26 protein-coding genes and 3 pseudogenes are annotated in these 24,941 nt (G+C 67.9%); 14 read left to right on the forward strand and 15 right to left on the reverse strand.

All coding sequences use genetic code 11. From position 1 onward, the window contains the following. Positions 1-7: 7 nt before the first annotated feature. Positions 8-352, reverse strand: a complete 345-nt coding sequence (locus H288_RS32745; RefSeq protein ID WP_020095013.1) for a hypothetical protein — start codon at positions 350-352, stop codon at positions 8-10. Positions 353-677: 325 nt separating this feature from the next. After that, on the reverse strand, positions 678-977 hold the full coding sequence (locus tag H288_RS32750) for a hypothetical protein (protein ID WP_020095015.1): 300 nt from the start codon (positions 975-977) through the stop codon (positions 678-680). A gap of 61 nt (positions 978-1,038) precedes the next feature. Here H288_RS32750 and H288_RS35230 point away from each other — a divergent pair, with 61 nt between their 5' ends. Then, positions 1,039-1,209, forward strand: a complete 171-nt coding sequence (locus H288_RS35230; protein ID WP_020095016.1) for a hypothetical protein — start codon at positions 1,039-1,041, stop codon at positions 1,207-1,209. A 41-nt stretch (positions 1,210-1,250) separates the two neighbouring features. On the opposite strand, the gene H288_RS0123430 is transcribed toward H288_RS35230, so the two are convergent. Then, complete coding sequence (locus H288_RS0123430; RefSeq protein WP_245274566.1) at positions 1,251-1,763, reverse strand: hypothetical protein; 513 nt, start codon at positions 1,761-1,763, stop codon at positions 1,251-1,253. A 146-nt stretch (positions 1,764-1,909) separates the two neighbouring features. Here H288_RS0123430 and H288_RS0123435 point away from each other — a divergent pair, with 146 nt between their 5' ends. From H288_RS0123435 to H288_RS0123445, 3 genes are all read left to right on the forward strand, one after another. Continuing rightward, entirely contained in the window at positions 1,910-2,419 is a 510-nt protein-coding gene (locus tag H288_RS0123435) for a hypothetical protein (RefSeq protein ID WP_020095018.1), read from the forward strand. Beyond that, complete coding sequence (locus tag H288_RS0123440; protein ID WP_020095019.1) at positions 2,416-2,775, forward strand: hypothetical protein; 360 nt, start codon at positions 2,416-2,418, stop codon at positions 2,773-2,775. The genes H288_RS0123435 and H288_RS0123440 overlap by 4 nt, the downstream gene beginning before the upstream one ends. 74 nt (positions 2,776-2,849) lie before the next feature. Further along, positions 2,850-3,830, forward strand: a complete 981-nt coding sequence (locus tag H288_RS0123445) for a site-specific integrase (RefSeq protein ID WP_020095020.1) — start codon at positions 2,850-2,852, stop codon at positions 3,828-3,830. Between the two features lie 625 nt (positions 3,831-4,455). On the opposite strand, the gene H288_RS0123450 is transcribed toward H288_RS0123445, so the two are convergent. The 8 genes and pseudogenes from H288_RS0123450 to H288_RS36030 all read right to left on the reverse strand — a co-directional run. After that, a complete protein-coding gene (locus H288_RS0123450) occupies positions 4,456-5,277 on the reverse strand; it encodes an oxidoreductase (protein ID WP_020095021.1) in 822 nt (273 codons plus the stop codon). Between the two features lie 328 nt (positions 5,278-5,605). Continuing rightward, complete coding sequence (locus H288_RS0123460; protein WP_020095023.1) at positions 5,606-7,012, reverse strand: MATE family efflux transporter; 1,407 nt, start codon at positions 7,010-7,012, stop codon at positions 5,606-5,608. 36 nt (positions 7,013-7,048) lie between these two features. Further along, the gene (locus tag H288_RS32755) at positions 7,049-7,282 is read right to left on the reverse strand and encodes a hypothetical protein (RefSeq protein WP_158684234.1); all 234 of its coding nucleotides are present in this window, start codon (positions 7,280-7,282) and stop codon (positions 7,049-7,051) included. Positions 7,283-7,591: 309 nt separating this feature from the next. Next, positions 7,592-8,178 (reverse strand): annotated as a pseudogene (locus H288_RS36025) (IS3 family transposase); the annotation flags it as partial. 254 nt (positions 8,179-8,432) lie between these two features. Continuing rightward, positions 8,433-8,624, reverse strand: a complete 192-nt coding sequence (locus H288_RS0123475) for a hypothetical protein (protein WP_020095026.1) — start codon at positions 8,622-8,624, stop codon at positions 8,433-8,435. A gap of 92 nt (positions 8,625-8,716) precedes the next feature. Next, complete coding sequence (locus H288_RS35715; RefSeq protein WP_170855082.1) at positions 8,717-8,887, reverse strand: hypothetical protein; 171 nt, start codon at positions 8,885-8,887, stop codon at positions 8,717-8,719. A 572-nt stretch (positions 8,888-9,459) separates the two neighbouring features. After that, on the reverse strand, positions 9,460-9,648 hold the full coding sequence (locus H288_RS0123485; RefSeq protein WP_245274567.1) for a nuclease: 189 nt from the start codon (positions 9,646-9,648) through the stop codon (positions 9,460-9,462). 935 nt (positions 9,649-10,583) lie between these two features. Next, positions 10,584-10,787: pseudogene (locus tag H288_RS36030) on the reverse strand (hypothetical protein); the annotation flags it as partial. On the opposite strand from H288_RS36030, the pseudogene H288_RS36035 reads away from it, so the two are divergent. The 4 genes and pseudogenes from H288_RS36035 to H288_RS0123500 all read left to right on the forward strand — a co-directional run. Further along, positions 10,780-10,880, forward strand: a pseudogene (locus H288_RS36035) (peptidase S24); the annotation flags it as partial. The pseudogenes H288_RS36030 and H288_RS36035 overlap by 8 nt on opposite strands. 296 nt (positions 10,881-11,176) lie before the next feature. Then, complete coding sequence (locus H288_RS0123495) at positions 11,177-12,163, forward strand: NAD(P)H-binding protein (protein WP_026605224.1); 987 nt, start codon at positions 11,177-11,179, stop codon at positions 12,161-12,163. Between the two features lie 314 nt (positions 12,164-12,477). After that, positions 12,478-13,101, forward strand: a complete 624-nt coding sequence (locus H288_RS34175) for a glutathione S-transferase (RefSeq protein ID WP_081636526.1) — start codon at positions 12,478-12,480, stop codon at positions 13,099-13,101. A 589-nt stretch (positions 13,102-13,690) separates the two neighbouring features. Further along, a complete protein-coding gene (locus tag H288_RS0123500; protein ID WP_081636527.1) occupies positions 13,691-14,701 on the forward strand; it encodes a glycosyltransferase in 1,011 nt (336 codons plus the stop codon). A 323-nt stretch (positions 14,702-15,024) separates the two neighbouring features. Here H288_RS0123500 and gcvA read toward each other — a convergent pair whose 3' ends face one another. Beyond that, positions 15,025-15,915 carry a transcriptional regulator GcvA gene (gene gcvA, locus H288_RS0123505; RefSeq protein ID WP_020095032.1) on the reverse strand — a complete coding sequence of 297 codons (891 nt, stop codon included), beginning with the start codon at positions 15,913-15,915 and terminating at the stop codon, positions 15,025-15,027. Between the two features lie 95 nt (positions 15,916-16,010). Here gcvA and H288_RS0123510 point away from each other — a divergent pair, with 95 nt between their 5' ends. Continuing rightward, positions 16,011-16,967: a zinc-dependent alcohol dehydrogenase family protein gene (locus H288_RS0123510; protein WP_020095033.1), complete on the forward strand. Its 957-nt coding sequence runs from the start codon at positions 16,011-16,013 to the stop codon at positions 16,965-16,967. A 408-nt stretch (positions 16,968-17,375) separates the two neighbouring features. Here the strand turns inward: H288_RS0123510 and H288_RS35720 are convergent, their stop codons facing one another. Beyond that, the gene (locus tag H288_RS35720) at positions 17,376-17,540 is read right to left on the reverse strand and encodes a hypothetical protein (protein WP_020095034.1); all 165 of its coding nucleotides are present in this window, start codon (positions 17,538-17,540) and stop codon (positions 17,376-17,378) included. Positions 17,541-17,798: 258 nt separating this feature from the next. Here H288_RS35720 and H288_RS0123520 point away from each other — a divergent pair, with 258 nt between their 5' ends. Together H288_RS0123520 and H288_RS32770 are read left to right on the forward strand one after the other, a co-directional pair. Next, a complete protein-coding gene (locus H288_RS0123520) occupies positions 17,799-18,926 on the forward strand; it encodes a Gfo/Idh/MocA family oxidoreductase (RefSeq protein ID WP_020095035.1) in 1,128 nt (375 codons plus the stop codon). 2 nt (positions 18,927-18,928) lie between these two features. Next, positions 18,929-20,011: a Gfo/Idh/MocA family oxidoreductase gene (locus H288_RS32770; protein ID WP_020095036.1), complete on the forward strand. Its 1,083-nt coding sequence runs from the start codon at positions 18,929-18,931 to the stop codon at positions 20,009-20,011. Positions 20,012-20,091: 80 nt separating this feature from the next. Here H288_RS32770 and H288_RS35235 read toward each other — a convergent pair whose 3' ends face one another. Then, a complete protein-coding gene (locus H288_RS35235) occupies positions 20,092-20,235 on the reverse strand; it encodes a hypothetical protein (RefSeq protein WP_020095037.1) in 144 nt (47 codons plus the stop codon). Positions 20,236-20,805: 570 nt separating this feature from the next. On the opposite strand from H288_RS35235, the gene H288_RS0123535 reads away from it, so the two are divergent. After that, positions 20,806-21,237, forward strand: coding sequence for a helix-turn-helix transcriptional regulator (locus tag H288_RS0123535; protein WP_020095038.1), 432 nt, complete (start codon positions 20,806-20,808; stop codon positions 21,235-21,237). A gap of 166 nt (positions 21,238-21,403) precedes the next feature. Further along, entirely contained in the window at positions 21,404-23,011 is a 1,608-nt protein-coding gene (locus tag H288_RS0123540; protein WP_106735940.1) for an EAL domain-containing protein, read from the forward strand. 37 nt (positions 23,012-23,048) lie between these two features. Here H288_RS0123540 and H288_RS0123545 read toward each other — a convergent pair whose 3' ends face one another. After that, positions 23,049-23,951, reverse strand: a complete 903-nt coding sequence (locus H288_RS0123545; RefSeq protein WP_020095040.1) for an MBL fold metallo-hydrolase — start codon at positions 23,949-23,951, stop codon at positions 23,049-23,051. A 243-nt stretch (positions 23,952-24,194) separates the two neighbouring features. Between H288_RS0123545 and H288_RS0123550 the strand changes: the two genes are divergently transcribed. Further along, positions 24,195-24,860 (forward strand): SCO family protein, encoded by a 666-nt coding sequence (locus tag H288_RS0123550; RefSeq protein ID WP_020095041.1) that lies wholly within the window; start codon positions 24,195-24,197, stop codon positions 24,858-24,860. Positions 24,861-24,941 lie beyond the last annotated feature (81 nt).

Consider the following 24,941-nt stretch of genomic DNA (forward strand, 5'->3'; position numbering starts at 1 on the left):
GCGGGACCTACGCCCTCACGCCGAGCACGCGGCGCGCTTCCTCAAAGATCACCGCGTGCCGGACGGCCTGCGGACCCTTGTCCGGCACACCCGCGGCAACCTTGCGCACCGCTTCCTGGAACGCCTGTCGGTTGATCGCTCGCGGACCGAGCGTGCTCAGGAGCGCTATCAGGACCGAACGCACCGCTTCGGTCCGCTCATTGGCTTCGGCGACTTCATCCGACTCCCGCGCTGTGGGTCCGCCGAGCCCGGCCAACTCGCGGTGCAGGAGAGCTGCCTGCGACAGCAGCTCTGCGGCCTTCTTCTCAACCTCCGCCGCCCGCCACGCACTATCAGATCCGTCACGCGCCATAGTGCTCTCCGCTCCCGCGTCTCACATCGGTCTGAGCATGACCATCGGGGCGGCCACCGCGGGGCGTGGCACATCCTGCGCGGGGCTGATTACGCCGAGATCGGGCGGTGGTCGACGCGGACGAGGGTAACGCAGCCCCGCGCGGCGCTCGGTGAGGGAGCGGCGGCATGAAGCGCAAGCTCCTCGCCGCCGTCCTCCGCCAGCCCAGCTTTGGCGAGGTGCGTCATGGCTGATCGCGCCGCCCAGCGTGCCGCCACCGAGGCGCTTGAGGAAGCCGTGCGCCGCGAGGCCGCTGCGACGCGGGGGGCCGCGTGATGCGCTGGGCCTACGGGTTCATCTCAAAAACGCGCTGCGACTCGGTCTTCAGCACCTCGTGCCAGACGGCTTTCGGCCCTTCGTTCGGTGTCGCCTTGATCGCCTCGGCGATTGCAGCTTCAAACGCCTTGCGGTCGAACCGGAACCACCGGCGGCTCGCGAGTGCCGTCGTGAGTACGAACCTGACGGCAAAGGTGCGCTGGTTCGCCTCCTCCAGCGCCGTGGTGGACGCCGATACCTCTTCCCGTGCTCGCGCGAACGCGCCGTCGATCTCGGCCTTCGCACGGTCGAGCGCTCCTAGGTTCGTCAATCACAGCTCCATCGGTCTTCGCGCATCAGATCGTAGGCCGCGCGGGTCGGACGTCCAAGCCATGACCGACTCACTCACCCTCGAGGAGATCACCACCGGCGAAGCGCCATGGCCCGACGTCCACTGCTTCGGGCTGACCGCCGACGGCTCACCGATCCATCCGATGGCGCGGGGCCGCTCGCGCATCCCTGATCACGCTCAGCCGATGCTCTGGAAGGAGGGCTCTCGATGACCCGCCGCGTCTACGCCCAGGACAAGAGGGTCAGCCACTTCTCAGCGGTTCGGCCGACTGCGCCCGATCGCTTCTGCCAGTGCAGGGAAGCCGCCGCTCAGTTCGGCACCACTGATCCGGAAGCGCCGTCCGAACATGCTGTTCAGCCAGGACGCGAAGCGAGCTCGTCTCGTCCACTGGATGCGCGCAGAAGCTTCGGGATCGATCTCCAGGCGGTAGTAGCTGCTCATCCAGAACTGCGCCGGCTTGATGGCACGGATCACCTCCCAGGGGATCCAGTCCGTCGAGAGACGACGGTCATAGATGCCTTGCGGACCGACAGAAATGACGGGATCGGACTGGAACAGCTTCAGCCCCCACATGACCGCGCAAAGCCCGAAGAACACTGCGCCGGTGCGCATCTCGTAATCTCGGAAGCTGCCAGGGATTATAGTATCAGCGCCAACATTGGGTCGAACCAGAACCAGCCACAGAGCCACCGCAACGAAAACGCAGGACCCCAAAAAGCCCATAAAAATGCGCGAATTGGATCGGCGAAGATCGATTGTACTCATCGGAATACTCCCTCGCTTGAGTATTCGGCCTACTCCTCGCTATGGGCTCCCGAGGTGCGTTGGAGCACTAATGCGACCGCCGCGAGCGATGCCAGTCACAGCTTCCAGCAGCTCGGTTGCGCAGGCTTGAATTGTGGAGGTGGACGATGACCCGAGACCCCGGCCGCATCGCCTACGAGGCCCGCTTCGCCCACGCCAGCACGCGCGACGTGGAGCCGTGGGACAGCCTGCCCGCGGACGTGAAGGCGATCTGGGTACGGGTTGAAACCGCGGTCATCGCTGCCGCTGGCCCAGGCCTTCACCCCGGCCAGGCTCGGGAGGCTGCTGATGATCCGGGTCAGCCTTCGACCATCTCGACGGCGGCCATAGTCCCATCCGTGGCAGCCGGTGAGACCTTCGTGGTCATTCAGGATGAGCACGTGCAGCTGCTCCAGCGCATCGACCGCGGCCCCTTCTTCGTGCCGCTCCTCGAGCTCGCATACGTGAAGCTGATCCCCTGGAACGGGGACACCCTCATTCCGCGGCTGGTGAGCTGCGGCTGGGCCGAGATGGCGCCGCGCGAGTCGCGCGCCGTCCGCATCACTGACGCTGGCCGTCAGGCATTGGCTGATTTCGACGAAGCAAGGCTGAAGGAGCGGGGAGGGGAGCAGCCATGACGGAACGTCTGCCGGTGCCGAGCCGCCTCGCTGCGGCCTTCGACGGGCGCACGACCCTCACCCTCCAGGAGACCGCCTTCGCCTTGGAGATGGACCAGAAGACCCTCCGCCGCGAGGTCGACCTGGGCCGAATTAAATACGTGTTGCGGGGGACCGGGGAGAAGCGGAAGCTCCGCCGATTCCTGCTCAGCGACCTGCTCGATTACCTCTACGACGAGAGGCGTTCGGAATGTCCGTCTATAAGCGTCCCGACGCGTCGGCCTACTGGTGCGAGTTTTGGATCGAAGGTGACCGATATCGCCTCTCTACGCGCCAGACTGAGCGGCGTGCCGCGCAGCTCACCGAAAAGCAGCTGAAGGCCGAAGCCAAGGCGAATCGGGCGGCGGTCAAGAAACAGCGTCAGGAGTGGGGCGGGAAGGAGCCGCCGACGATGGCGGTGGTGGTCGCGCTCTACTGGGAAGAGGTCGGCAAGCACCATGCTGTCCCGGCGACGACGTGGCGGTCCCTGGAGTGGATCATGGACCATTTCGGCGAGGACACCCTGCTCACCGAAATCACCGGCCAGAAGATCGCCCAGATGGTTGCGCGTCGGCGCGGGATCCGGGTCGTGCGGGACAAGGACTCGCGCCGGCTGCGCGAGATCCCCAGCGACACGGTCCAGAACGCGACGGTGAACAGGTACGCGGTCGACCCGCTCCGCAAGCTCTTCCTGCGCGCCCGGGAGGTCTGGGGCTACCCGGTGATGTCGCCGAAGTGGGGCGACTTCCGGCTGCGTGAGCCCGAGGAGCGCATCCGCGAGGCCAGCGTCGACGAGGAGAAGCGGATCATTGAGGCGCTCGGCCCCGATTACGGCCGGCTCTTCCGGTTCATGATCGCCACCGGTTGCCGCGCCCAGGGCGCGCTGCTGACCTGGGCCCAGGTCGACCGGCTCAGCATGCTCGTCCGCATCAAGAACAAGGGCAAGGACGGGCAGGCCCGGTTCTACACGATGCCGCTCACCCCGCGGCAGCTCGCGATCATCGATGAGGCCGTCGGCCACCACCCGACACACGTGTTCACCTACGCCGAGGCGCGCCCGGGCAAGGGGCCGGACGGCAAGCCGCTCGAACCGAAGCGACATCCGATCACCGACAACGGGTTCAAGTCGCACTGGCGGCGGCACGTCCGCGATGCCGGGATCGCGGAGGGGTTCCGGCGGCACGACACTCGGCACACCATGGGCACGCGGCTCGTCCGGGCGACCGGGAACCTCAAGCTCACCCAGAAGCAGCTCGGCCACTCCCGCATCGAGACGACGATGCGCTACGCCCACGTTCTGGTCGAGGATATCCGGACCGGCGTCGAAGCGATGGAAGAGGCCCAGATCGCAAAGAACAACCACGTTTCCCACCCACGCCGGGCGCGGAAGTAAGGTAAAGTCCTGGCAGGATAAGCTTTATTCAGATCGCACCGAGTTCTGGGGGACTAGGGGTCGTGGGTTCGAATCCCGCCACTCCGACCATTCAAGCCTTTGGGCAACAAGGCTCTGTCCTGGAACGATCGCTGGTCGGTCCGCGAGCAAAGGCGGAACGCGCGGTGCACGTGGGCACTATGGGCCACCAGAGCCACCCACGGTCTGTTCTCGGTCGGTGCATTCTTGGCGGCGAAGGGGCGCCGAAGCCCATGGCCTCGAACCCGACCGTCTCGGCGCTTCGCGGAGGCCGCCGAGCTCTCTGACGAGGCGATCGACTTGGATCCCCAGCAGCGCGGCCGGCGGCGGAGGCGCGCCTCCCCGACTTTCAGCGCCCGCAGGTAGGCGCGGCCGTCCAGGCTTCGCCCTGCCTTGGCCAGATCGGATCATTCCGCCACACGTCGACGAAGCGGTGCGAAGCTGCGGGTGCTGTCGGTGTGCCTGGTGAGAACTCCCTTCCGCGCTGCCCAAACTCGCCATCGCGCGACGCGGCGCGGAGGGTCAGGATCGACGGCGCTGGCGTCCGGCCGATCTCAAACCCTGCATGCCGACACGCGCCGGATCCGCGACCTCTCCGGACTCGTGATCACGGGACCTGCGGGAGGCGCATCTCCTTGCGGAAGCTCTTGTCGAAGGCGGTGGCCGGCACGAAGCGGCGCAGCAGGCTGACCTGCCTCGCCTTGGGGCCCGCCGTGTAACGGCGCTTCGGGCTCGTCGCGGTGGCGGCTTCGACGATGACCTTCGCCACGACCTCGGGCGCATCGGCGGACTTCATGACCTCGCTCAGGAACCGGTCCCGACCGGCGCGCTCCGCCTCGTAGATGCCGAGCGGCGCGTCGGGGCGCACGAGGTTCCGGTCGAAGGCCGTCCGGGTGAAGGCGGGCTCGACGAGCACGATCCGGATCCCTTGCCCACGAACCTCGTGGTCCAGCGACTCGGAGTAGCCTTCGACGGCGTGCTTGCTGGCGCCGTAGAGCGCCATGTAGGGGGCCGGGATCAGGCCCTGGACAGAGCTGACGTTGACGATCCGGCCACCCTTCTGCGCGCGCATCAGGGGAAGCACGGCGCGGGTCGTCCGGATGACGCCGAACAGGTTCACGTCGAACATGGCCTGAGCCTGCGAGACCGACGATTCCTCGGCCGCGCCGCTGATGCCGAAGCCGGCGTTGTTCACGAGGAGGTCGATCCTCCCCGTCTCGCCGAAGACGGTCTCGACCATCTCAGTGACCGATCTCTCATCGGTGACGTCACAGACGATGGTGGCCATCCCGCCGTCCACGGCCAGAGACGCCCTCCGGCTGGTCCCGAATACGCGGTAGCCCGCAGCCTGAAGGGCCTTCGCCGTTTCCAGCCCGATGCCGGACGAAGCGCCTGTGACCACCGCGGTCTTGATGCTGCCCTTGCTCATATCGCCCTCCGATCCACGCGGCACCTTGCCCGCTGCGATCCAATATAAATTATGGTCATCATTTTTGAAAGCAAGCCAGATCCGAGGGCCTCGCCAATCCGGTCCAGGGTCTCGGAGGATTCATCGGCGATCTCCGTCATGGATCGCGAGCGCGGGTCGGTCGGTTCGAGGATCCTGCCGAACTGCTCCTCGGGTGCTCCCAGCACCGTCGCCTCGAGATGGGCGGGCGCCCCGCTCATCCCGAATGAGATGCGGCCCCGGGACGCGGACGCCGTTCGCCTCGGAGGCGCCGGCACCCATCGGCCTCGTCCGCGTCGCAGGCCTCGTCTCAGCGTCCCGAATTGGCGGCCGCCGTCAGGCCCGGCGGAACCGGGGATGTGCTCGGCGCGGGCTCCGCCAGGAACATCCGGCCGGTCGCGAAGGCGACCGCGTTGACGAGGCCCATGGCAACGAAGCCGGCCGAGAGGGCGACGAACATCCCGACCAAGCCCAACCCGAGCCTCGCCGCGATCCAGGCTCCCCCCAGGGCCACGGCCATCCGAAGGACGCTCGCGGCGAGCGGCCAGCCGACACGCCCGGCCCCCTGGGCCGCGAAGTAGAGGGCGAGGCCGGCCCCGAAGAATCCGTAGAACGGTCCGACGACGCGCAGGTAGGTCGAGCCGGTGGCGAGCATCGCCGGATCGTGCCCGAACAGGCCGAGCCACCCGGCAGGATGGAGGGCGGCCGTGAGGCCGATGGCCTCCGTCAGGACACCCGCCACGAGGGCGCCGGTCAGCGCGGCCTGACGGGCGCGTGCGTGCATCCCGGCCCCGAGGGCGGTCCCGACGAGGGCGGCGATCGGCGAGCCGAGCCCGAACACCAGGGGGACCAGCAGGTACTCAAGCCTCGCGCCGGTCCCGTATCCCGCCACCGCCGCCGGTCCCGCCGTCCCGACGAAGCCGGTCGCGGCGATGACGGTGACGTTGGAGGTCATGCTGGCGATGCCGGAGAGCAGGCCGACGTGCAGGATCTCGCGGGACGGCGCCCAGGTCAGCCTCGGCGGGCGAGGGCTCGGGCGCAGGACACCTCGGCCGGACCAGATGTAGGCGGCGAAGACGGTGGCGCCGACGGCGTAGTAGGCGGCGAAGGCGACACCGCCGCCCACGACCCCGAGGCGGGGGAACGGCCCCCACCCGAAGATCAGCGCGGGCGAGAGCGGGATCAGCAGGACGGCCCCGGCGCAGGTGACGCCGGCCGGGAGCGCCATGTTGCCGGTCCCGCGGATCACCGCCGCCAGCGCGTTGAACAGCCAGATCAGGATCGCCGCGCCGAACACGACGGTCGCGTAGGCCGTCGCGGCCCGGAGCGAGGCACCCGTACCGCCCATCGCCGCGTAGAGGCGCGGTCCCAGGGTCAAGGCGAGCAGGCTGGTCACCGCACCGAGGCCGAGGCCGATGGCGGCGGCGTGCCACGCGAGCAGACCCGCCGCGTCCTGCCGACCGCCGCCCAGGGTGCGCGAGACCGCCGACTGGATGCCGCCGCCCATGCCGCCCGCGGACAGCATCTGGACGAGCATGACCACCGGGAAGACGAGCGCCATTCCGGCGAGGGCGTCGGTGCCGAGCTCGGCGACGAAGTAGGTCTCGATCAGGCCGATGGAGGTCTGGACGACCATGACCGCGACATTCGGCACGGCCATCCGGGCCAGCGTCGGCAGGAGAGGGGCCGTCAGCAGTCGGCGCGTCCTGATGTCCATGAGGGCTTCCTCGTCCGTGACAGCTTCGGCGGCCGGCTACGCGATGCCCGAGGAGCGGACTCGGGAGGTCGGGCCCCCTCGTCCGGCTTCGGGGGTATTGGACAGGAGCCCCGGCCGGCCATCCGAGACCTGGATGTTGGCGTCGACGATGGTCACGCCGATGGGGCCTCCGAACTGCTCAAGGCCCTCGATCTCGGCGCCGCTACCCTCGACCATCCCCGCGGCCGGCGCGACCTCGGAGGCCTGGACCAAGGCTGGCTTCAGGGTCACGGAAATCCGGGCCGGCCAAGCCGGTGCGTACGATGACCAGTCCGCATCCATCGCCGGCTCCCCCGCGGGCCCTCGACGGTTTGATATGACGCCCATAATCTATTATGATCGTCATCTATCGTCAACGGCCTTCCCGTCTGCCAAGCGAGGCTTTCTTGGACAATCGGGCCGCGCATCCCGAGCCGGCGGTCGGCGAGGCCCGGGGCCCACGCGAGGTCCTCGAAGCCCGGGGCGTTGCCTGTGTCAGCGCCGATCTCCCGGCCGTCGCGACGCGCGGTCGTCACGCCCTCCCTGGTCAAAGGGATTCTGCGGAACCTCGAGCCTTTCGCGACGCCCGATGCGCCGAACCCGATCCTGGCCCGCTTGCCAGCAATCCGCTCGCAGCAGTGCGGTGACACGGCAGCAGCCGCAGCGCCCGCACTCGGATGCCAGGGTGATGATGGCAGGGGTCAACGCGTCCTCTTCGGCCGACACGGAGGGCACATCGCGTCGCGTGCCGCGGCGCTGGTCGACGGTCCGGCAGGCGTGGCGTTCCGGAAGACCGTACCTCTCCCGGATATCTGCAACCGCCTAGCGGCGTCGCTCGGATGCTACGAGGCTCCGGCCGCCACGTCCGCCAACATCTGCTTCTTCAAGGTCAGATCGGCCACGAGCCGCCGCGGCCGAGCCTTCTCGCGGTCTGGATCCTTCATCTTCCGAGCCTGATCGACTCGGAGACCGGCGTACGCCTTGCGCCAGCGTGAGGCACTCTGCTCAGAGATCTCCGCTTCCTCGCACGCAAGCGCCAAGTTCTTGCCCCGGGCTGTCTGCACCTCGATCTGGTGCAGCTTCGGCGCGCCCTGCTCCGCGCGCGTCGTCCGACCGCGCCGCCTGTCCGGCTCCTCCGGTCCTGGCAGATCCTCTCGATCAGCTCGGTCCGAAGGCGGCCGGTCAGGTCAGCCTGGACGGAGGCCGGGCGCCGTCCTCGTCGGAGGCTTAAACCGTCCCGCCTGCCCACGCGTCGACCGGGCCTCGGCATGCCCTCGAGGCTACCGCCTTCAGCCCCGACGGCACCGCCGCGCGGGACGTTCTCGCTGCCGCTGCACGCCCGCCGGGGCTCGAATCCGGACGGGCCATCCGGTTCGCCGGTCGGAGCTTTCCTGTCTCGCCCCTAGGCTTTCATCTCGGCGAGCATCTTCGCGCCCTCGGTCAGAAAGAACGCCTTGATCTTCGGGTTGCGGACCCGCAGGGCGCAGTGCCTCGCGATCTCGCTCATCGACCGGTTCTTCGGATTGTTGAGGAGATCGGTCAGGTACGTCTGAGCCTGGGCCTCGGTGTCGATGGTGAATGGCTGGGGGTCCACGAAGCACCTCTCGCTTTGACCTGCCCGGCGCGCCGTGGCGCGCCTCTCGATGCCCCGCCGACCGATGAATGGCGAGTCCGTGTCGAGCGCCCTTAGCGCGTCGCCTGCAAATCGATGATCGGGCCGCCGATGTCGAAGAATTCGTCGTCGGTGAACTCTGCCAACTCGATCTCCTCGCGCGGACGCTGAAACGGCAGGAACGCGGAGATCATTCCGAGACACAGCGCCCCGGCAATCAGGACGGCCAACAGCGCGAGGGTCATGGTCAACATCGGAACGCAATGCGATGTCAGACATATAGAACGGTAATCTTAAAACTTGCTTTCGGTGCACGGGATACCGCCCGGTAACCGCCGGCCGCGAACCTGCCGCCGGGCCGCGTTGCGTATCGGCTCGGCTCACACGCTGGTGAGATCAGGCGCTCCCCCGCCCCGTGAGCAGATCGGGGCGGGGCCGAGCGGACTTACCGACCGAGGGACGGGCCGCCCGACGTGCCGCCAGTGCCGGGCGGCCCACTCGTGGGGGTGCCGCCAATGTTGACGCCCGGCGTCGTGCCCGGGATCGACGAGTTGCTCGGGTTGGCCTCATTTCCACGGGTGACCGGGCTCGGTCCAAGATCCCGGGCACCCGGGCCGGCACCTCCGGTTGTCGCCGGCGGGGCGACCCCGGTGTTTCCAGCGCCGCCTGTCACCGTTTGCGCTGAGACCGGCGCGGCCAGGGCGATGGACAAGGCTCCTGCGAGCGCCGCGAGCGTGCGAGTCATGAAGTCGTCCCTGCGATTGCTGTGGCACAGGAACGGTTCATGTCGAGGGAAGTTCAGGGACGGGCGCGTCCATCACCCGCGCGCCGCTCGCCAGCCCGCGGCCTCGACCTCGCGGCAGAGTAAGCGCTCGCCGGAGCCCGTGTCGATCACGGTCCGGTCGTAGTCCCTGCTTCCGGGAAGCTGGTCGATCTCGTCGCCCTTGCGCGGGATGTCGCCCTCGATCGCGCAGACAGCCCGCGTGAGCGCTGCCGTGGGCGCCACGGGCTTCTCCATTTCCGGCCGGTCTCGACGCCACTGGCGCACTCGGCACGCTTCCAGTCCGACGGCGGATGCGGGTCCGGCAGATCACCCCGGTGTCGCCGTCGGTGACCGAAACGCGGCCGATCGGCAAACGCTGGGATCAGCCCGCAGCGATAAAAACCGGTCAGCCTGACCTCACCCGCAGCCTGTTCCCTCGGCGACAGCGCTATCGAGGGGGGCAGCAACGGCGGTGCGCATCCCGGTGCACCCCGAGGGTGACTGATCGGAGCAGGCGTCTCGCTGGTCCAGAAATGGAGAGTTCGTCGCGGGACCGTCGAGCATTTCGCCTGTGCGAGACCACCATTCGCGCTCGAATGTATCACCGCGGGAACGTTATTTAGTTGCATGCCCGCGCATTGGCTGCGATTTCAGCTCAAGCAGACAATGTTATATCATCATCGATAGGTAAATTATTACTGAATTATCATCTGGCCGACATCGAGGATCATCGTGTCGAAATATAGATCCAGCTCGTCCGGCTGAATTCTGCAGTGGCCCCTCACTGCTGCCGGAGGGAGCCGCATTCCATGTGTATCGTGAGACAAAAGTGCAAGTGCTCGACCCGCGTTCGGTATCAAATCGGGCAATCGCTTGGTTCACGCGACAAGTGCGCGCATCCGGTCGTGCGCTGGATCGGCTTCTCTAAACGTCGACGTAGTGAGATATCTCGGAGACGATCTGTCGGACAAGAAAGAATCAGCGTCATTCAGTTGAGTTGGGCACAGACATTTGGTCGACCGGTCAGTGTAGCGACGACCGGAATCGTTCAGCCTATGGCCACGGTGGTGCCGTTCGAATCGCCCTCGCGTTGACCGGCTCGAAGCCGATCGCGAGACGAAGAGACCGTTCTCGAGACGGCCGGTCTGGGGTTCGCGGCCAAGGGGCGCGGCTAACGATCAGCCCTGCAGGCTGTCGGCGACGTCGTCGGGGATCTGCACCCCACTGTCCGGAAATCGTGACGCTCTCCGCCTCGCCGGTCTCACCGCCGGCCACCACCTTCTGCGCCGCTGCGCCCGGCATCCGGCGTCCGGCATCCGCTTGGCCAGATTCTCGGCCTTCTTCGCCACCCCGCTCCCGGCCTGCGCCGGCGTCCTGTCCGCGGCCGACGGTTCCTCGAAGGCGCGCTGGAACTGCCCCGCTGGCGCGTGCCGAACCCACCCGCCACCTTCCTGCGGCGTAGCGCGGGCTCGTCAGGGAGGGCGCCGGCAAGTTCGCGTTGCGCACCCCGCGTTGCGCGACGCAAGTGAGCGAACTGCCGGTTGCGCACTTACAGGGTGCGCACCGTCCGGTTTCGCGACGGCTTGGGGTGGAGAGCGGAAGCCACCTCAGGCCAAGGGTCGACACTGGACAGGCGGTCTCGCGCAGCTGAACGTCAAGATTGACGCGGATCATTCTGCGGATCCCGTCGTATCTTCGCTTTCGCCGTTCGACGGGGCAGCGCAAGCGCCGCCGTCGCGCTAGGATGGTTGAACGTCGTGATGAAGCGATCATGAAAGCGGATCGACCGGACGGTGTGAGGCCGCGCCGTGTCCTCTTCCTGGGAGCGACCGGCACAATCGGCCGGGCAACGGTTCGGGCACTGGTCTCGCGCGGCCACGAGGTCGTCTGCCTCGTCAGGCGCCCTGCCGAAACCGCGATCCCGTCAGGCGCTACCGCGCGCATCGTGGATCTGACCGACACGGTGTCGCTGGCGCGCGACGGTGTCCGCGGCGAACGCTTCGACGCCCTGGTGTCGTGCCTCGCCTCGCGCACGGGGCTGCCCGACGATGCCTGGGCGATCGATTACGGCGCGCAGGTCGAGGCCTTGCACGCGGGTCTGACGGCCGGCGTCACGCATGTCGTGCTTCTGTCGGCGATCTGCGTCCAGAAGCCGATCCTCGCTTTTCAGCACGCCAAGCGCGCCTTCGAGGCAGAGCTGATCGCATCGGGGCTCGACTACACGATCGTTCGGCCCACCGCCTTCTTCAAATCGCTCTCGGGACAGATCGAACGCGTGAAACGCGGCAAGCCATTTCTGGTGTTCGGGGACGGGACCTTGACGGCCTGCAAGCCGATCAGCGACGACGACCTTGGCCGCTATCTCGCGGACTGCCTCGACGATGGGGACCGCCGCAATCGCGTTCTGCCGATCGGCGGCCCGGGCGAGGCGATCACGCCGCGCGCGCAGGGCGAGCGGCTCTTCGCCCTTCTGGGGCGCGAACCGCGCTTCACGCACATTCCGGTCGTGCTGCTGGACGCGATCGTCGCCGTTCTGACGACGATGGGCCGATGGGTGCCGGCCCTGGCCGCCAAGGCCGAACTCGCGCGGATCGGGCGCTACTACGCGACGGAGTCCATGCTCGTCCTGGACCCGGCGACCGGGCGATACGATGCCCAGGCCACTCCCTCGACGGGATCGGAGACGCTCTTCGACTACTATGCGCGCGTGGTCCGTGGCGAGGCGGTCGCCGAGCGCGGCGACCACGCGGTGTTCTGACGACGCGCAACAGGAGGTGTCGGCTTTTCCTGCAGTTTCACTCCGGAGCAGACCGGCATCTTTCGGCCAGCTTCTGCCGCCGCGCATGGCTCTCCCCAACGTCTCAGATGAATGGTTCCCTGCCCGACCGCATCTGGATTGTGGACGCATCGAAGCGGGCGTAGCCGTGGACATCGCTCGAGATCCTCTCGAGGTCGCTCGCTGCATCCGCTTTGCGCACTTGAGACAAGGGCGGTTAACTCCGCGGGTGGAAGATGCAACCACGCCCTCTGTGGTCGTCTCTTCATCATTCCAGCGTTGGCTAACCCGCTCCCATGATCCGCATTCTCGGCAAGGCCAGCTCGATCAATGTTCGCAAGGTGCTTTGGACCTGTGCCGAGATCGGATTGGATTACGATCGCCAGGACTACGGCAGCGGCTTCCAAGCAACGGATACCCCGGAATTTCTGGCTCGCAACCCGAACGGCCTCGTGCCCGTGATTGAAGACGCGGCAGGTGCCTTGTGGGAGTCAAATACGATCTGCCGCTACCTCGCTGCGAGCGCCGCTCGGACGGATCTGCTCCCTGCTGACCCGCGTGGACGCGCTCTGGTTGAACAATGGATGGACTGGCAAGCGACCGAGTTGAACGCGTCTTGGCGGACGGCTTTCCTCGGCCTCGTTCGTCGTGATCCGGCCTACGCCGATCCAGACCGGATAGTGGCGGGGGTCGAGGCCTGGAACGCGAATATGGGGATCCTTGACCACCGTCTCTCCTCAACCGGAGCTTATGTGACCGGAGGAGCCTTCACGTTGGCGGATGTCGTACTCGGCTTGTCCGTAAACCGTTGGCGCATGACGCCAATGGAGCGCCCGAGCTATCCCGCCGTCTCGGCCTATCATGATCGCCTTCTCGCTCGATCCGGCTACCGAGACCACGGGGCGAATGGGATTCCTTAGTGGTATGCCAACCGCGCCTTCAATCCGAGGTTGCTGGACGATCGATAAGTGGCGGCTTTCGGCAGGCAACGACCGCTCTCCGAACGCCTGGGTTGGGTAGCTTGCGAGTCGGCAACGTGGCGTGGATTCCCGCCGGTCAGCTTCGGCGTCGCAGATCTATCGGAGCGCACGCCGTCATCCGGCCGCGCCGATATCCCTTCCGGCCCCCGGCGGGTACAGGTCAATGATCGGAACGTGCAGAACAAGAACTTCATTAGCGCTCTTGCTTTTTGTGGCGAAGGCTATAGACAGTACCGACGACTAAGATGATAAATCAAGAGCCTCCGCGCCGGCGCAAAGCGCCACTCTCGAGTTTAAGAAAGACGTTCTTGGTCGGCATCTTACCGGGAGAAGGGAGCAGAATATCTGCTTCGGGCGCCACAGATCCGTTCATTTATTTGCATCCAAATCCGTTCGATTAAGACTGTGGCCCCAAATGAATACGCGCTCACCCGATAGCAAGAACTCGAGAGGCCACCCGTGACCGAGAGTTGGTCTGATTGTTGCTCCGACCGCAGAAGATAGCAATCCGTTTCGTCAGGACATCATCATGCGATATGAACATGGTGTTTCTGTTGTTCTTGCCACGCATAACGGATCGAGATTTATCCGCGAACAGCTTGAAACTCTCGTCGGGCAAACAGTAAATCCTCTTGAGATCATCGTTTCCGACGATGCGTCTACGGATGACACGCTAGAAATTGTCCGAAATTTCTCTTGCGGCAGCGCAATCGAATTCAAAATCCATGAGAACGTGCCCGCGCTCGGCTTTCGAAGCAATTTCTTGAGAGCCGCTCGGTTGGCGCGTGGAAAATTCGTCGCCTTCTGCGATCAGGACGATATCTGGGACACGAAGAAGATCGAGTTTTGCTCGCCCTATCTGGACGATCGCAGCGTCTCGATGATCGCCCATACGGCCGTCACTATCGACTCCAGCAATCGCGAGCTTGGCGTCTTTCGGCAAGGCATTCATCGTACCGGCCTCAGAAAACCGCTCACCTACGATCCGTGGTTGACGTTCTTCGGATTTTCGATTGTCTTTCGACGGGAACTCTTGGATCTGTGGGATGTCGATGACCGTTTCATCGATTTCATTGTCCCCAGCGAGATGATCGCTCACGACCGGTGGGTAATGTTCCTGGCGCAAGTCGTCGGTCAGACCGTCGAGATCGATGTACCCCTGGTCCGCTATCGGCAGCACGCCCATAATCTGTTCGGACACGGTGAGCGCGAGCGGAGCGCGGGTCGGAGGACGGTAGCTGGGGGCTTGGATCCCTACAGGGAAGCCACGACCGCCATGATCGATATCGTCGAGCGGCTTCCGGAAGCGACGGCTGAGCATTTTCCACTCTTCGATCGGGCAAGGGCGGCCGCTTTCTTTCGCAGCGCGCTTGACCAGCTCGAGAAGCGCGAAGCGATCTATCGAACTGAGACGCGCCTGGAGGCACTCCAGGGCCTGTCGGCACGTGTCGCCGGTGGAACCTATCGGGCGGTTCACAACGGCCGTCCACGATGGCGATCGATCGCGAAAGATCTCAGATTCACACTCCTTCGTCGTTGACCGCCTTGGCGGGCTTGCAACAGGTCCCGTCGAACGTCTTCATCCACGCCTTTACGACACAGCATCGCCTGTCATTCTGACTTAAGCTTCGGTTTTACCGGACACTGGGTTTAGGCTTGCTATGACGCCGAGATTTACCGGCGATCGGCAAAAATTACGCTCCACGACGAGCACTGCGATCGAGCAGGGAGTTTGGGCCAACGCTTCGGACGGTCGCCACCTCATGGTCGAGATGCCGGGTCCCGCCCCGAACAAAGATTTCCGAACCGCCGACGGATGGCCGCTCGCGAACCGTCATACAGACCTCGCCACATGGTCCTGCGTCACCGGATGGCTGCGTTGCGCAGCCAGTCGATCAGCACCCCGACGCGTCCCGCCTGGGCCGGATGTCGCGGGTGGACGACCCAGTAGGGGTGCGCGTCGAGGACGGGGCCGAAGGGTTGAGTCAGCGTGCCGCTCGCTAGGTCGTCGGCGGTCAGTACGACCGAGACCAGCGCTATGCCCTGACCGGCGATCGCGGCCTGGATGACGTGACCTTCGTCGCTGAAGCGGATGCCCGCACCGCCATCGATATCGGTGATCCCGGCCTTCCGCAGCCAGGCCGGCCAGGTCGGCGTCTCGTCGGTCAGGTCGGGCCACTCGAAGTGCAGCAGGGGGTGGCGGGCCAGATCGCTCTCGGATCGAATGGCGAGACGCGGACTGCAAGCGGGTGCGACCCGGTCGACCACCAGCCTGTGCGCGTCGAGGCCGGGATAGGGACCGGGCCCGTATCGGACGGCGACGTCCACGCCGTCGCGGGCGAAGTCGACCAGGCTGTCGGACGCGTGCAGTCGCAGATCGCAACCGGGATGCGCGGCCCGGAAGTCGGCGAGCCGGGGCACGAGCCACTTCGCCACGAAGGCGGTCGGGGCCGAGAGCGTGAGAACGCCGGCCGCGTGCCGGCCGCGGATCTCATCGATGGCTCGGGCGAACGCGTCGAAACCGTCGCGCAGCACGGGCAGGAGAACGGTGCCCTCGGCGGTCAGCCGGACCCGGCGCGTCTCGCGGTGGAAGAGACGCAGCCCCAGGGTCTGCTCGAGAAGCCGGATCTGATGACTGATGGCGGTCGCCGTGACACCCAGCTCGTCGGCGGCAGCGCGGAAGCTCAGGCGGCGCCCGGCCGCCTCGAAGGCCCGGAGCGCCGCGAGGGGAGGAAGCGATCTCCGCATCGTCATGGCTGAACGTAGCTCATCGGCCTCGTGAGGAGAACGCGTTCGTCATCCCGCAGCCCGGCTGACACAAGGTTGGCCGGTCAGGACGGGAGGCTCTCTTGAAGGCGATGGTGTTGACGAAGTTCGGGGGGCCGGACAGCTTCGAGCTCCGGGAGCTGCCAGACCCTCGGCCGGGACCCCGGCAGGTCCGCGTGGCCGTGCATGCCACGTCGATCAACCCGCTCGACGGCCAGATCCGCCGCGGCGACTACGCCGCTCAGGTCGCGCTGCCGGCCATCATCGGGCACGACGTGTCCGGCGTCGTCGACCAGGTCGGATCCGACGTGACCGAGTTCCGCGCGGGGGATGAGGTCTATTACACGCCGCGGATCTTCGGCGGTCCGGGATCGTACGCTGAGTACCACGTCGCGGATGCCGGCATCGTCGCGCGCAAGCCGGTCAACCTCACCCATTCCGAGGCCGCGAGCGTCAGCCTCGTCGGCGTGACCGTCTGGGAAGGGCTGGTCGAGCGGGCCCGATTGCAGGTCACAGAGACCGTCCTCGTCCACGGCGGTGCCGGGGGCGTCGGGGCGATCGCCGTCCAGGTCGCGAAGGCCATCGGGGCACGGGTCCTGGCGACGGCGCGCGGCAGCGACGTGGCGCGCGTCGAGCGGCTCGGCGCCTCCGCCGTCATCGATTTCGAGCGCGAGGACTATGTAGACGCCGTCGATCGCCTGACCGAGGGCAGGGGCGTCGACGTCGTCCTGGACACGATCGGCCGCGACACGCTCGCGCGCTCCCCGCGCATCCTCCGCGAGGACGGGCGCGTCGTCACCCTGGTCGACACCGCGACGCCTCAGAACCTCATCGACGCTTGGGGCCGGAACGCCACCTACCACTTCGTCTTCTCGCGCCAGGACGGCCGCAAGCTCGACGCCGTGACGCGCCTCCTCGAGCGCGGCCTCGTGGTGCCGCGAGTCGGCCTGGAGTTTCCCCTCGACGAGGTCGCCAGCGCCCACGCGCGCTCCGAGGAGGGTCGGCTCGGAGGCAAGATCGTGCTCCGGGTGAGATCGTGAGGCGGCCAGACCTCGATCGCTGTCCCTGACGTGACACCGGCAGCGTCCGGCGCCGCGAAGGGAAGCGGCTCACCTGAGATCGAACCCGCGGAAACGGTGATGTCGCACCGTGGCAAGCCCGACCGGTCGGCGGGTCGAGCGGCACCCGGAGGCACGCGATCCTGCCGTCGACGACCTCGGTTACGTCCGTTCCGGTGACCGCGACCGGCCCGATCCCGACCCGCCTTCCATCGAAGGGATCCCAGGCGGTGGTGCCCGACGGCTACGTCGACCGGGGTGAACCGGTTGAGGGTCAGGGATCCTCGCGCGACCTGGGCACGACGGATCTTCCCGGCGGGAACCCGACCCGACCGCGAACTTAAAGATCTGAGACGCCGGATACTCGGCCGGTGCCGGTCGAATGCCGACCTACGCGCGCCCGAAGTGACGGAGCACGAGGGGCTCGGTCCGGGTAAGCTTGAGGCCGCGCGGCTGCGAGCGGCCGCTCCGGCCGGCGACGATGGCCAGGCCGACGAGGCCGACCGATCCGGTCAAAGCCACGGCCACACACCACCAGAAGGCGACATCGAGCATGGCTGTCCACGGGGCTCCGGTTGCACCGGAACTGTCGGACCGTACGGTAAACGGAGCGTTAAACGCGCGTTCGACCGAATAGCGTCAGCGCCTGCGGCCCGAGCGCCGTGTACTGCCGAGACATGGGCGCCGAATTCGGGCGCCGGAGAGCGTCGCTGAGCTCTCGGCGCGTCGATCCTACGCCCAATGGATGAAGGCGCGGAACGGAGCGCTGCCGCTACGACCCGAATCCGGTGCGGATGACCTTCAGGGACAGAGATGCAGATCGGGATCGTCGGCTGCGGTTACGTCGCCGACTTCTACATGACGACCCTCGTGAACCACCCCGAACTGCGCCTCGCCGGCGTCTACGACCGGGACCCGGAGCGGCGCGCCGTCTTCTGCCGTCACTACAACGCCCGCGCCTTCGACAGCCTCGAGGCCCTGCTCGCCGAGCCGGAGATCGGCCTCATCCTGAATCTGACCAACCCGCACAGTCACTACGTCGTGACCAAGGCCGCCCTGGAGGCCGGCAAGCACGTCTACTCCGAGAAGCCGCTCGCCATGGAGTACGCCCAGGCCGAAGCGCTGGTGGAACTCGCCGAGGCGAAGGGCCTCTCGCTGAGCGGCGCGCCCGCGAGCATCCTGGGCGAGGCGGGCGCGACCGTGCGGGAGGCCGTCGCGTCCGGCCAGGTCGGGTCGGTCCGGCTCGTCTACGCCGAGTTGGAGGACGGGCCGGTGTTCCAGGAGCCGGTGCATGAATGGCGGAGCGTGACCGGCGCCCCCTGGCCGGCCGAGGACGAGTACCGGGTCGGCTGCACCCTGGAGCACGCCGGCTACTACCTGACCTGGATGAGCCTGATGTTCGGCCCGGTCGAGCGCATGACTGCCTTCGCGTCGCGCCTGTACCCAGACAAGGGCACCGGCCAGCCCCCGGACTCGGTCGCCAACGACTTCTCGACAGCGTGCCTGGAGTTCCGATCCGGCGTCGTCGCGCGGATCACCTGCGGCCTCGTCGCGCCGCAGGACCGCTCCCTGCACATCATCGGCGACCGGGGCGTCCTGACCGTGACCGATTCGTGGGCCAGCCAGGGCCCGGTCTATCTCCGTTCGCCGAGCGGCGAGGCGCCCGGGCGGCTCGGCCGGCTGCTGCACCGGATCCAGCGCTACCTGCCCGGGCGGATCTTCCTCGGTCGGAAGCTGCCGACTCCCCGCTTCGGGGGCAAGCTGCCCAGCTACCCGTCGCAGATGGATTTCGCCCGCGGACCCGCGGCCCAGGCCGCGGCGATCCGGGCGGGCGTTCCGGCGCCGCTCCCGGCGCGGTTCGTGCTGCACATCACCGAGATCGCGCTCGCCATGCAGAATGCCGGCGGCGGCGCCGTGATCCAGCTGAGATCCAGGTTCTAGCCATGGCACAGACCGTCTCGTGGGGCGTCCTCGGCACCGGGGTCATCGCCCAGCGCTTCGTCAGCGACCTTCTCGGGCGGCCGGACGCGCGCCTCACAGCCGTCGGGGCGCGGAGCACGGGGAGCGCCCAGGCCTTCGCCGCGGCCTTCTCTCAGGCGTCCGGCGCGCCGGCCGCCGTCGCCGGCGTCGAGGCCCTGGCCGCGCGGCCGGATATCGACGTCGTCTACATCGCCACGCCCAACAGCGACCACATGGACAGCGCGCTGGCCTGCATCGAGGCCGGCAAGTCGGTCCTGATCGAGAAGCCGATCGCGCTCTCGGGCGGGCAGGCGCGGCGCATCGCGGAGGCGGCGCGGCGGAAGGGCGTCTTCTGCATGGAAGCGATGTGGATGCGCTTCACGCCCGGCGTCGTGCGGGCTAAGGCGATGCTGGAGGCGGGAGAGATCGGCGATCCCCTGCATCTCGACGCCCGCCTGTTCTTCCCCCGCGCGTTGAACCCGCCCGGACGGACGGACGATCCGGCCGAAGGCGGGGTGATCCTCGATCTCGGGGTCTACCCCGTGTCGCTGGCGCTCCACCTGTTCGGCGCACCCACGGAGGTCTCGGGCGTCGGCCTCGATCGGGGCGGTGCGGCGGCGCAGCAGGCCGCGCTCGCGCTCGGCTGGAACGCCAGGACCGCGACCCTGAGCTGCGGCTCGACCGGAGAGGCCGACAACGCCGCCGTGATCGTCGGCACGCGCGGCCGCATCCACCTGCACCGGCAGTTCCTGTGCCCGCCCTTCCTCACGCGCGTGCGCACCGCCGCCGCGCCGGCGCCCGCCGACCGTGCCCCGCCGCGCCGCCAGGCCGTCGACCGACTGGCCTTCGCGAAACGCCTCCTGCAGCCGCTGGACTTCCGCCGCGTCGCGCTGATCCCGACGCCGTACCTCGGGTTCGGGCTGCGGCATCAGATCGACGAGGTGCATCGCTGCCTGCTCGCCGGCGCCCGCGAGAGCCCGATCATGCCGCTCGCGGACAGCATCCGCACCCTCGACATCCTCGATCGCGTCCGCGCCCGGCCGCAGCCGCTGGAGGCCGTCGCCTAGGAGGGGCGTCCGGACCGGGCGCCCGTCCCGAGCGGATGATCCGTCCGGGCAGGTCGCGGCGCCGTTCCCGGCGGTCGAGGTCAGGTCGTCTTCGTCGCCTTGGCGGGAGGCAGCCTGCGCAGAATCCGCGCGATATGCGCGCGCAGGGCCGACGTCTCGGATCCCGGCCCGGCCTGCCCGGCGGGTTCGGCTGGCTCCTGGAGGGTGACGAGAAGGTCGGTCATCGACGAGGGCGCTGTGATGGGAGACCGACTCTACCGTCGAGCCTGGCCGGTGAATACATCATTTCATAGATTTTCTCGACCGGGACTTAAAGTGTTTAGGCCGGCGATAGACGCGGCCCGATGTCGGAAACAGGGGTGTGTGTCCCACCGGCCGCGACATTCGCGCCGGTGAATTGCATCGCCGATGTCTTGATGGAGACCCGCGGCCGCAGTCCCATCACAATGCCGGCCGCATCACATATCCGTCACCGTCCGCCACGACGATCGGAGGCCTCGGTACTTTACCACCCCTTCGACCGATCTCCGATGTATCGTCGCGCACGGCGACTGAGAGGCTGCCGTAGCCGGCGAAGACAGGCGCAGGAGGGAAACCGTCTGTGCGCTGCGTGACGGATACAGTTGACCATTGCGGTTTCACCGTCCCTGGGCGTACAACCAACAGCCAAGCCATGCGTCCAGTGCAACTAGGAATTGCGCAACTTATTGGTGCGCTAAGCAGTTTTCGGTTGTGTTTTTTTCCGCGACTCTGGGTAAGTGCCACTCATCCCGCATGCTGAAGGTTTCCGTTCGATGTCGTCCTCCCCGAAGCCCAAGTCCGCCACCGAGACCGATCGCTCGATCGGCGGCCGCATCGCGGCGCTCCGCGTGGCACAGGGCCTGAGCCAGACCGATCTCGGTCAGGCCATCGGCGTCAGCTTCCAGCAGGTTCAGAAGTACGAGAAGGGGCGCAACCGCATCGGCGCAGGGCGTCTTCAGGCCATCGCCGACCTGCTGAGGGTGCCGGTGGACACGTTCTTCGCGGATCCGCGGGACAACGGCGGCGGACGCGTCGGACCCGCGGCCCTGTTCGAGGATCCGAAGGTCATGGAACTCGTCCTGGCCTTCACCAGCATCACCGACGAGACGACCCGCGGCGGGATCCTGTCGATCGTCAAGGCCGCCGCCACCCTCCAGGAGAGCCGCTCGGCCGCGCAGCGTCCGGACGCCGTCGACGAGGCGTGACGGCGCGGCCCTGTCCATCTCTTACCGCGACGGAACATACCGGCGCCCCCGAGCCGCGCGCAGCGTGGCGGCGCGATTTAATCCAAATTAAACCAAGACAAAGACCCGTAAAGATGTAGAGAAGCTGCCGCGTCCGGAGCTGATCTACAGCGCGTGAGCGGACGGCATGCTTCGCTCTGACGTTGGAAACCGGGTCCTGACCATGCCGATCGAGACGTCGAGAGCCTGGGGCCGCGGCGAGCTGTACGAGACCCTGTGCCTCCTCGTGATCGGCGTCGGGATCTGGTTCGTCGGCGTCACGCTCGGGACCTTCGCGTATCTGAACAGCGTCGTCGCCACCTACAACCTCACGGACCTGCTGCTGCTCGCCGCCTGCATGGGCGTGGCGCAGTGGGGCGCCAGCATCCGCAAATCGATCATCCTCCGGCGGCTCATGCTCGAGCGCGCCGCCGCCGCCGCGCAGGCCGAGGCGATCGCCCGGCACGACGGGCTGACCGGTCTGGCGAACCGTCGCCGCTTCATCGACGCCGTGGAACGGGCGCACGCGCCGGGCGCCGCGGACGCGGCGGTGCTCCTCATCGACCTCGACCGGTTCAAGCCGGTCAACGACCTCTACGGCCACGCGGCCGGGAATGCGGTCCTGTGCGCCGTGGCCGAGCGTCTGCAGCAGCTCGTGCCGTCGGGCGGCCTGGCGGCCCGTCTGGGCGGCGACGAGTTCGCCATGCTGGTCCCGCTCCGCTACGAGAGCGAGGCGCTGCGGCGCCTCGCCCAGGCGGTCATCGCGCGCATCGCCGAGCCGGTGACGTGGAGCCAGAACGACCTGAAGGTCGGGGCCACAGTCGGCGTCGCCGCGGTGTCGGCCGAGCACGGGGACGCCGACGCGATCCTGCACGCGGCCGACCTCGCCATGTACCAGGGCAAGAAGGACGGGCGCGGCAATGTCCGCTTCTTCCGCAGCGCCATGGACGCGGAGCTGCGCGCCCGCGCCCGCATGGAGACGGAACTTCGCCTCGCCATCGAGACGGGCGCGATCGAGCCCTTCTACCAGCCGGTGGTGTCGCTCCCCGAGAAGGAGATCGTCGGGGTCGAGGTCCTGGCGCGCTGGCGCCACCCGACGCGCGGGGTGGTGGGCCCGAGCGAGTTCATCCCGGTGGCCGAGGAGACCGGGATGATCGCGGATCTCAGCTACAGCCTGATCCGCCGCGCCTGCCTGGATGCCCGGGCCTGGCCGCCGCACCTGATCCTCGCGGTGAACATCGCCCCGCAGCAGTTCCAGGACGCGTGGCTCGCCCAGCGCATCCTCGGGATCCTGACCGAGACCGGCTTCCCGCCGCAGCGCCTGGAGGTCGAGATCACCGAGAGCGCCCTGATCCAGGACCTGGAGGCGACCCGGACGACCCTGCTGTCGCTGCGCGAACTCGGCGTGCGCATCGCGCTGGACGATTTCGGAACCGGCTATTCCAGCCTGTACCACCTGCGCGAACTGAAGTTCGACAAGCTGAAGATCGACCGCAGCTACGTCGACGCCATCACGATGAGCGACGAGCGGGCGAAGCTCGTCGACGCCATCATCAAGCTCGGGGCGAGCCTCGGCCTCTCCACCACCGCCGAGGGGATCGAGACCGACGCCAGCCTCGACTGGCTCTCCGAACAGGGCTGCCATTTCGGCCAGGGCTACCTGTTCGGCCACGCCATGCCGAAGGCCGAGATGGACGGCGTGCTCGCCGCCGTGCGATCCCCGGCCCCGTTCCAGGATCTCGCGCGGGCCTCGTGAGGCGCGGGATTCCGCCCGCGCGGCCGCATCACGTCGGTCAGCGCGGCGCCCTGTAGGCGGAGCCGTCGGCGGCCCCGAGCGGGTGCTCCACGAACCGGCCCGTCTCCGGCACCGCGACCCGGTCGAAGTCCGCCGCCAGGGCGTCGAGGGCGCGGCGCATCTCGGCGCCCTGGAGCGGCCGGCCGTGTCCGGTGATAACCCGCTCCGGGGCGAGCGCGGCGAGCGCCCGCACCGACGCGCGCGCCGCCGGCCAGTCGATCGTCAGGTACATCGGCGGCCCGTGCAACTCCGGCGCCTGCGTCGCGACCGCGTAGGCGGATTCCTGCGCCGTGGTGATGAAGGCGTCGCCCGCGATCAGCGTCCGGTCGGATTCGCGCCAGAGCGAGACGTGGCCCGGCGCGTGGCCGGGCGTGTGGATCCAGCGCCAGCCGGGCAGGGGCGGCACCGAACCGTCCTCCGGCAGGAGGCGGAGCCGCCCTGAGACGTCGACCGGGCTCGTCGGGAACAGCGGCGACAGGCGGCCGAGGAGCCCGCCGCCGACGCTCGGATCCGGCGTCGGGTAGGCGGCGCTGCCGTCGAGATAGGGCCGCTCCAGGGCGTGCACGTAGACCGGGACGTCCCAGTCCTCCGCGAGGTCCTCCAGGACGCCGACATGGTCGAAATGGCCATGGGTCAGGACGATCGCGGCCGGCCGGGCGCCTTCGCCGAAGCGGGCCCGGGCCGCGGCCTCGATCCCGCGCTTCGCGCCCATCACGCCGGCGTCGATCAGGACCCAACCCCGGTCGCCCGCGCCGGGGGGCCCCACGAACACGACGTTGACCAGGACGTGGCGCTGATAGGCGACGTCATCGGCGATGGCGTGGGTGGCGTCGTCCCGCTCGGCGTCGCGGCGGGGATCGTCGGCCCGGGCCTGCGGGTCGACGGGGATCTGCTGGGCCATCTGGGGCGGCTCCCGTGCACGGTCGCGGAGGGGACGGTCGGGCCCGCGGCCCGAGTGTCCCGGCGCCGGATGGCGCGAGCGCCCGTACCCTGGCCAACCGGCCGCTCCCAGGCGTGTTCCTGACGTCGTCGCCTCTCCAGGTCCGGCCCCGCACGGGAGGCCGCGGCCTCACGCCTGTCGACACGGACCCCATATTGGCGGCATCGATACCGGCCACCCCGACGCGCCGTCGCAGGTCACAGCATGGCACCGAGCCCTCTCGCCCTCATCGCCTCCGCCGCCCTCGTCGCCGTGATCGCTACCGGCACCGGGGCGATCGTCCTCCAGCAGGGATCGCGGTTCAGCCATTCCCGGAAGGTCGGCGGCCCGTTCACGATGGCGGATCTCGACGGCCGCCCGGTGACCCAGGCCGATCTCCGCGGCAAGCCGTCCGTCCTGTTCTTCGGCTTCACCCACTGCCCGGACGTCTGCCCGACCACGCTCGCGACCCTGGCGTCGGCCCTCGGCCGGATGGGCCGCGACGCGGATCGCCTCAACGTCGTCTTCGTCACCCTCGACCCGGAGCGGGACACGCCCGACACCCTGCGGGCGTACCTGGCCTCGTTCGATCCGCGGATCCGCGGCTTCGTCGGCACGCCGCAGCAGGTCGCCCGCATGGCCGACGCCTACCACGTCGCCTACAAGCGCGTGCCGACCAAGGACGGCGACTACACGATGGAGCATTCCGCCACCGTGGCGCTGTTCGACAGGACCGGCCGCATGGTCGGCGAGATCGGCTACGGCGAGGACGAGGCCAACACCTTCGCGAAGCTGATCACCCTGGCGCTGCCGGGGCAGTGCCCGCCGGGGGGCGGCGCCAACCTCTGGACGACCGACGGCAGCACCGGCAACTGCGGTCCGCGGAGCTGAGCCGCGGCCGGGAAATTGCGCCGCCGCGCCGGCGTGGCTAGAGGGCGGCGCGGGTCGCGAGGCCCGACCGAATCCGGGGGT

Source organism: Methylobacterium sp. 285MFTsu5.1 (genome assembly GCF_000383455.1).
Taxonomy (GTDB): domain Bacteria; phylum Pseudomonadota; class Alphaproteobacteria; order Rhizobiales; family Beijerinckiaceae; genus Methylobacterium.

What these genes read in the sequence shown, in the direction of transcription:
- H288_RS0123435 (WP_020095018.1), top strand. Translation starts at nt 1,910, where the DNA reads ATGACCCGAGACCCCGGCCGCATCGCCTACGAGGCCCGCTTCGCCCAC.
- H288_RS0123545 (WP_020095040.1), bottom strand. Translation starts at nt 23,951, where the DNA reads ATGGCCCAGCAGATCCCCGTCGACCCGCAGGCCCGGGCCGACGATCCC.
- H288_RS35715 (WP_170855082.1), bottom strand. Translation starts at nt 8,887, where the DNA reads ATGACCCTCGCGCTGTTGGCCGTCCTGATTGCCGGGGCGCTGTGTCTC.
- H288_RS0123430 (WP_245274566.1), bottom strand. Translation starts at nt 1,763, where the DNA reads ATGAGTACAATCGATCTTCGCCGATCCAATTCGCGCATTTTTATGGGC.
- H288_RS32770 (WP_020095036.1), top strand. Translation starts at nt 18,929, where the DNA reads ATGGCACAGACCGTCTCGTGGGGCGTCCTCGGCACCGGGGTCATCGCC.
- H288_RS34175 (WP_081636526.1), top strand. Translation starts at nt 12,478, where the DNA reads ATGATCCGCATTCTCGGCAAGGCCAGCTCGATCAATGTTCGCAAGGTG.
- H288_RS0123535 (WP_020095038.1), top strand. Translation starts at nt 20,806, where the DNA reads ATGTCGTCCTCCCCGAAGCCCAAGTCCGCCACCGAGACCGATCGCTCG.
- H288_RS35230 (WP_020095016.1), top strand. Translation starts at nt 1,039, where the DNA reads ATGACCGACTCACTCACCCTCGAGGAGATCACCACCGGCGAAGCGCCA.
- H288_RS32745 (WP_020095013.1), bottom strand. Translation starts at nt 352, where the DNA reads ATGGCGCGTGACGGATCTGATAGTGCGTGGCGGGCGGCGGAGGTTGAG.
- H288_RS0123450 (WP_020095021.1), bottom strand. Translation starts at nt 5,277, where the DNA reads ATGAGCAAGGGCAGCATCAAGACCGCGGTGGTCACAGGCGCTTCGTCC.
- H288_RS0123495 (WP_026605224.1), top strand. Translation starts at nt 11,177, where the DNA reads ATGAAAGCGGATCGACCGGACGGTGTGAGGCCGCGCCGTGTCCTCTTC.
- H288_RS0123500 (WP_081636527.1), top strand. Translation starts at nt 13,691, where the DNA reads ATGCGATATGAACATGGTGTTTCTGTTGTTCTTGCCACGCATAACGGA.
- H288_RS35720 (WP_020095034.1), bottom strand. Translation starts at nt 17,540, where the DNA reads ATGCTCGATGTCGCCTTCTGGTGGTGTGTGGCCGTGGCTTTGACCGGA.
- H288_RS0123460 (WP_020095023.1), bottom strand. Translation starts at nt 7,012, where the DNA reads ATGGACATCAGGACGCGCCGACTGCTGACGGCCCCTCTCCTGCCGACG.
- H288_RS0123440 (WP_020095019.1), top strand. Translation starts at nt 2,416, where the DNA reads ATGACGGAACGTCTGCCGGTGCCGAGCCGCCTCGCTGCGGCCTTCGAC.
- H288_RS0123540 (WP_106735940.1), top strand. Translation starts at nt 21,404, where the DNA reads ATGCTTCGCTCTGACGTTGGAAACCGGGTCCTGACCATGCCGATCGAG.
- H288_RS0123445 (WP_020095020.1), top strand. Translation starts at nt 2,850, where the DNA reads ATGGCGGTGGTGGTCGCGCTCTACTGGGAAGAGGTCGGCAAGCACCAT.
- gcvA (WP_020095032.1), bottom strand. Translation starts at nt 15,915, where the DNA reads ATGACGATGCGGAGATCGCTTCCTCCCCTCGCGGCGCTCCGGGCCTTC.
- H288_RS35235 (WP_020095037.1), bottom strand. Translation starts at nt 20,235, where the DNA reads ATGACCGACCTTCTCGTCACCCTCCAGGAGCCAGCCGAACCCGCCGGG.
- H288_RS0123520 (WP_020095035.1), top strand. Translation starts at nt 17,799, where the DNA reads ATGCAGATCGGGATCGTCGGCTGCGGTTACGTCGCCGACTTCTACATG.
- H288_RS0123550 (WP_020095041.1), top strand. Translation starts at nt 24,195, where the DNA reads ATGGCACCGAGCCCTCTCGCCCTCATCGCCTCCGCCGCCCTCGTCGCC.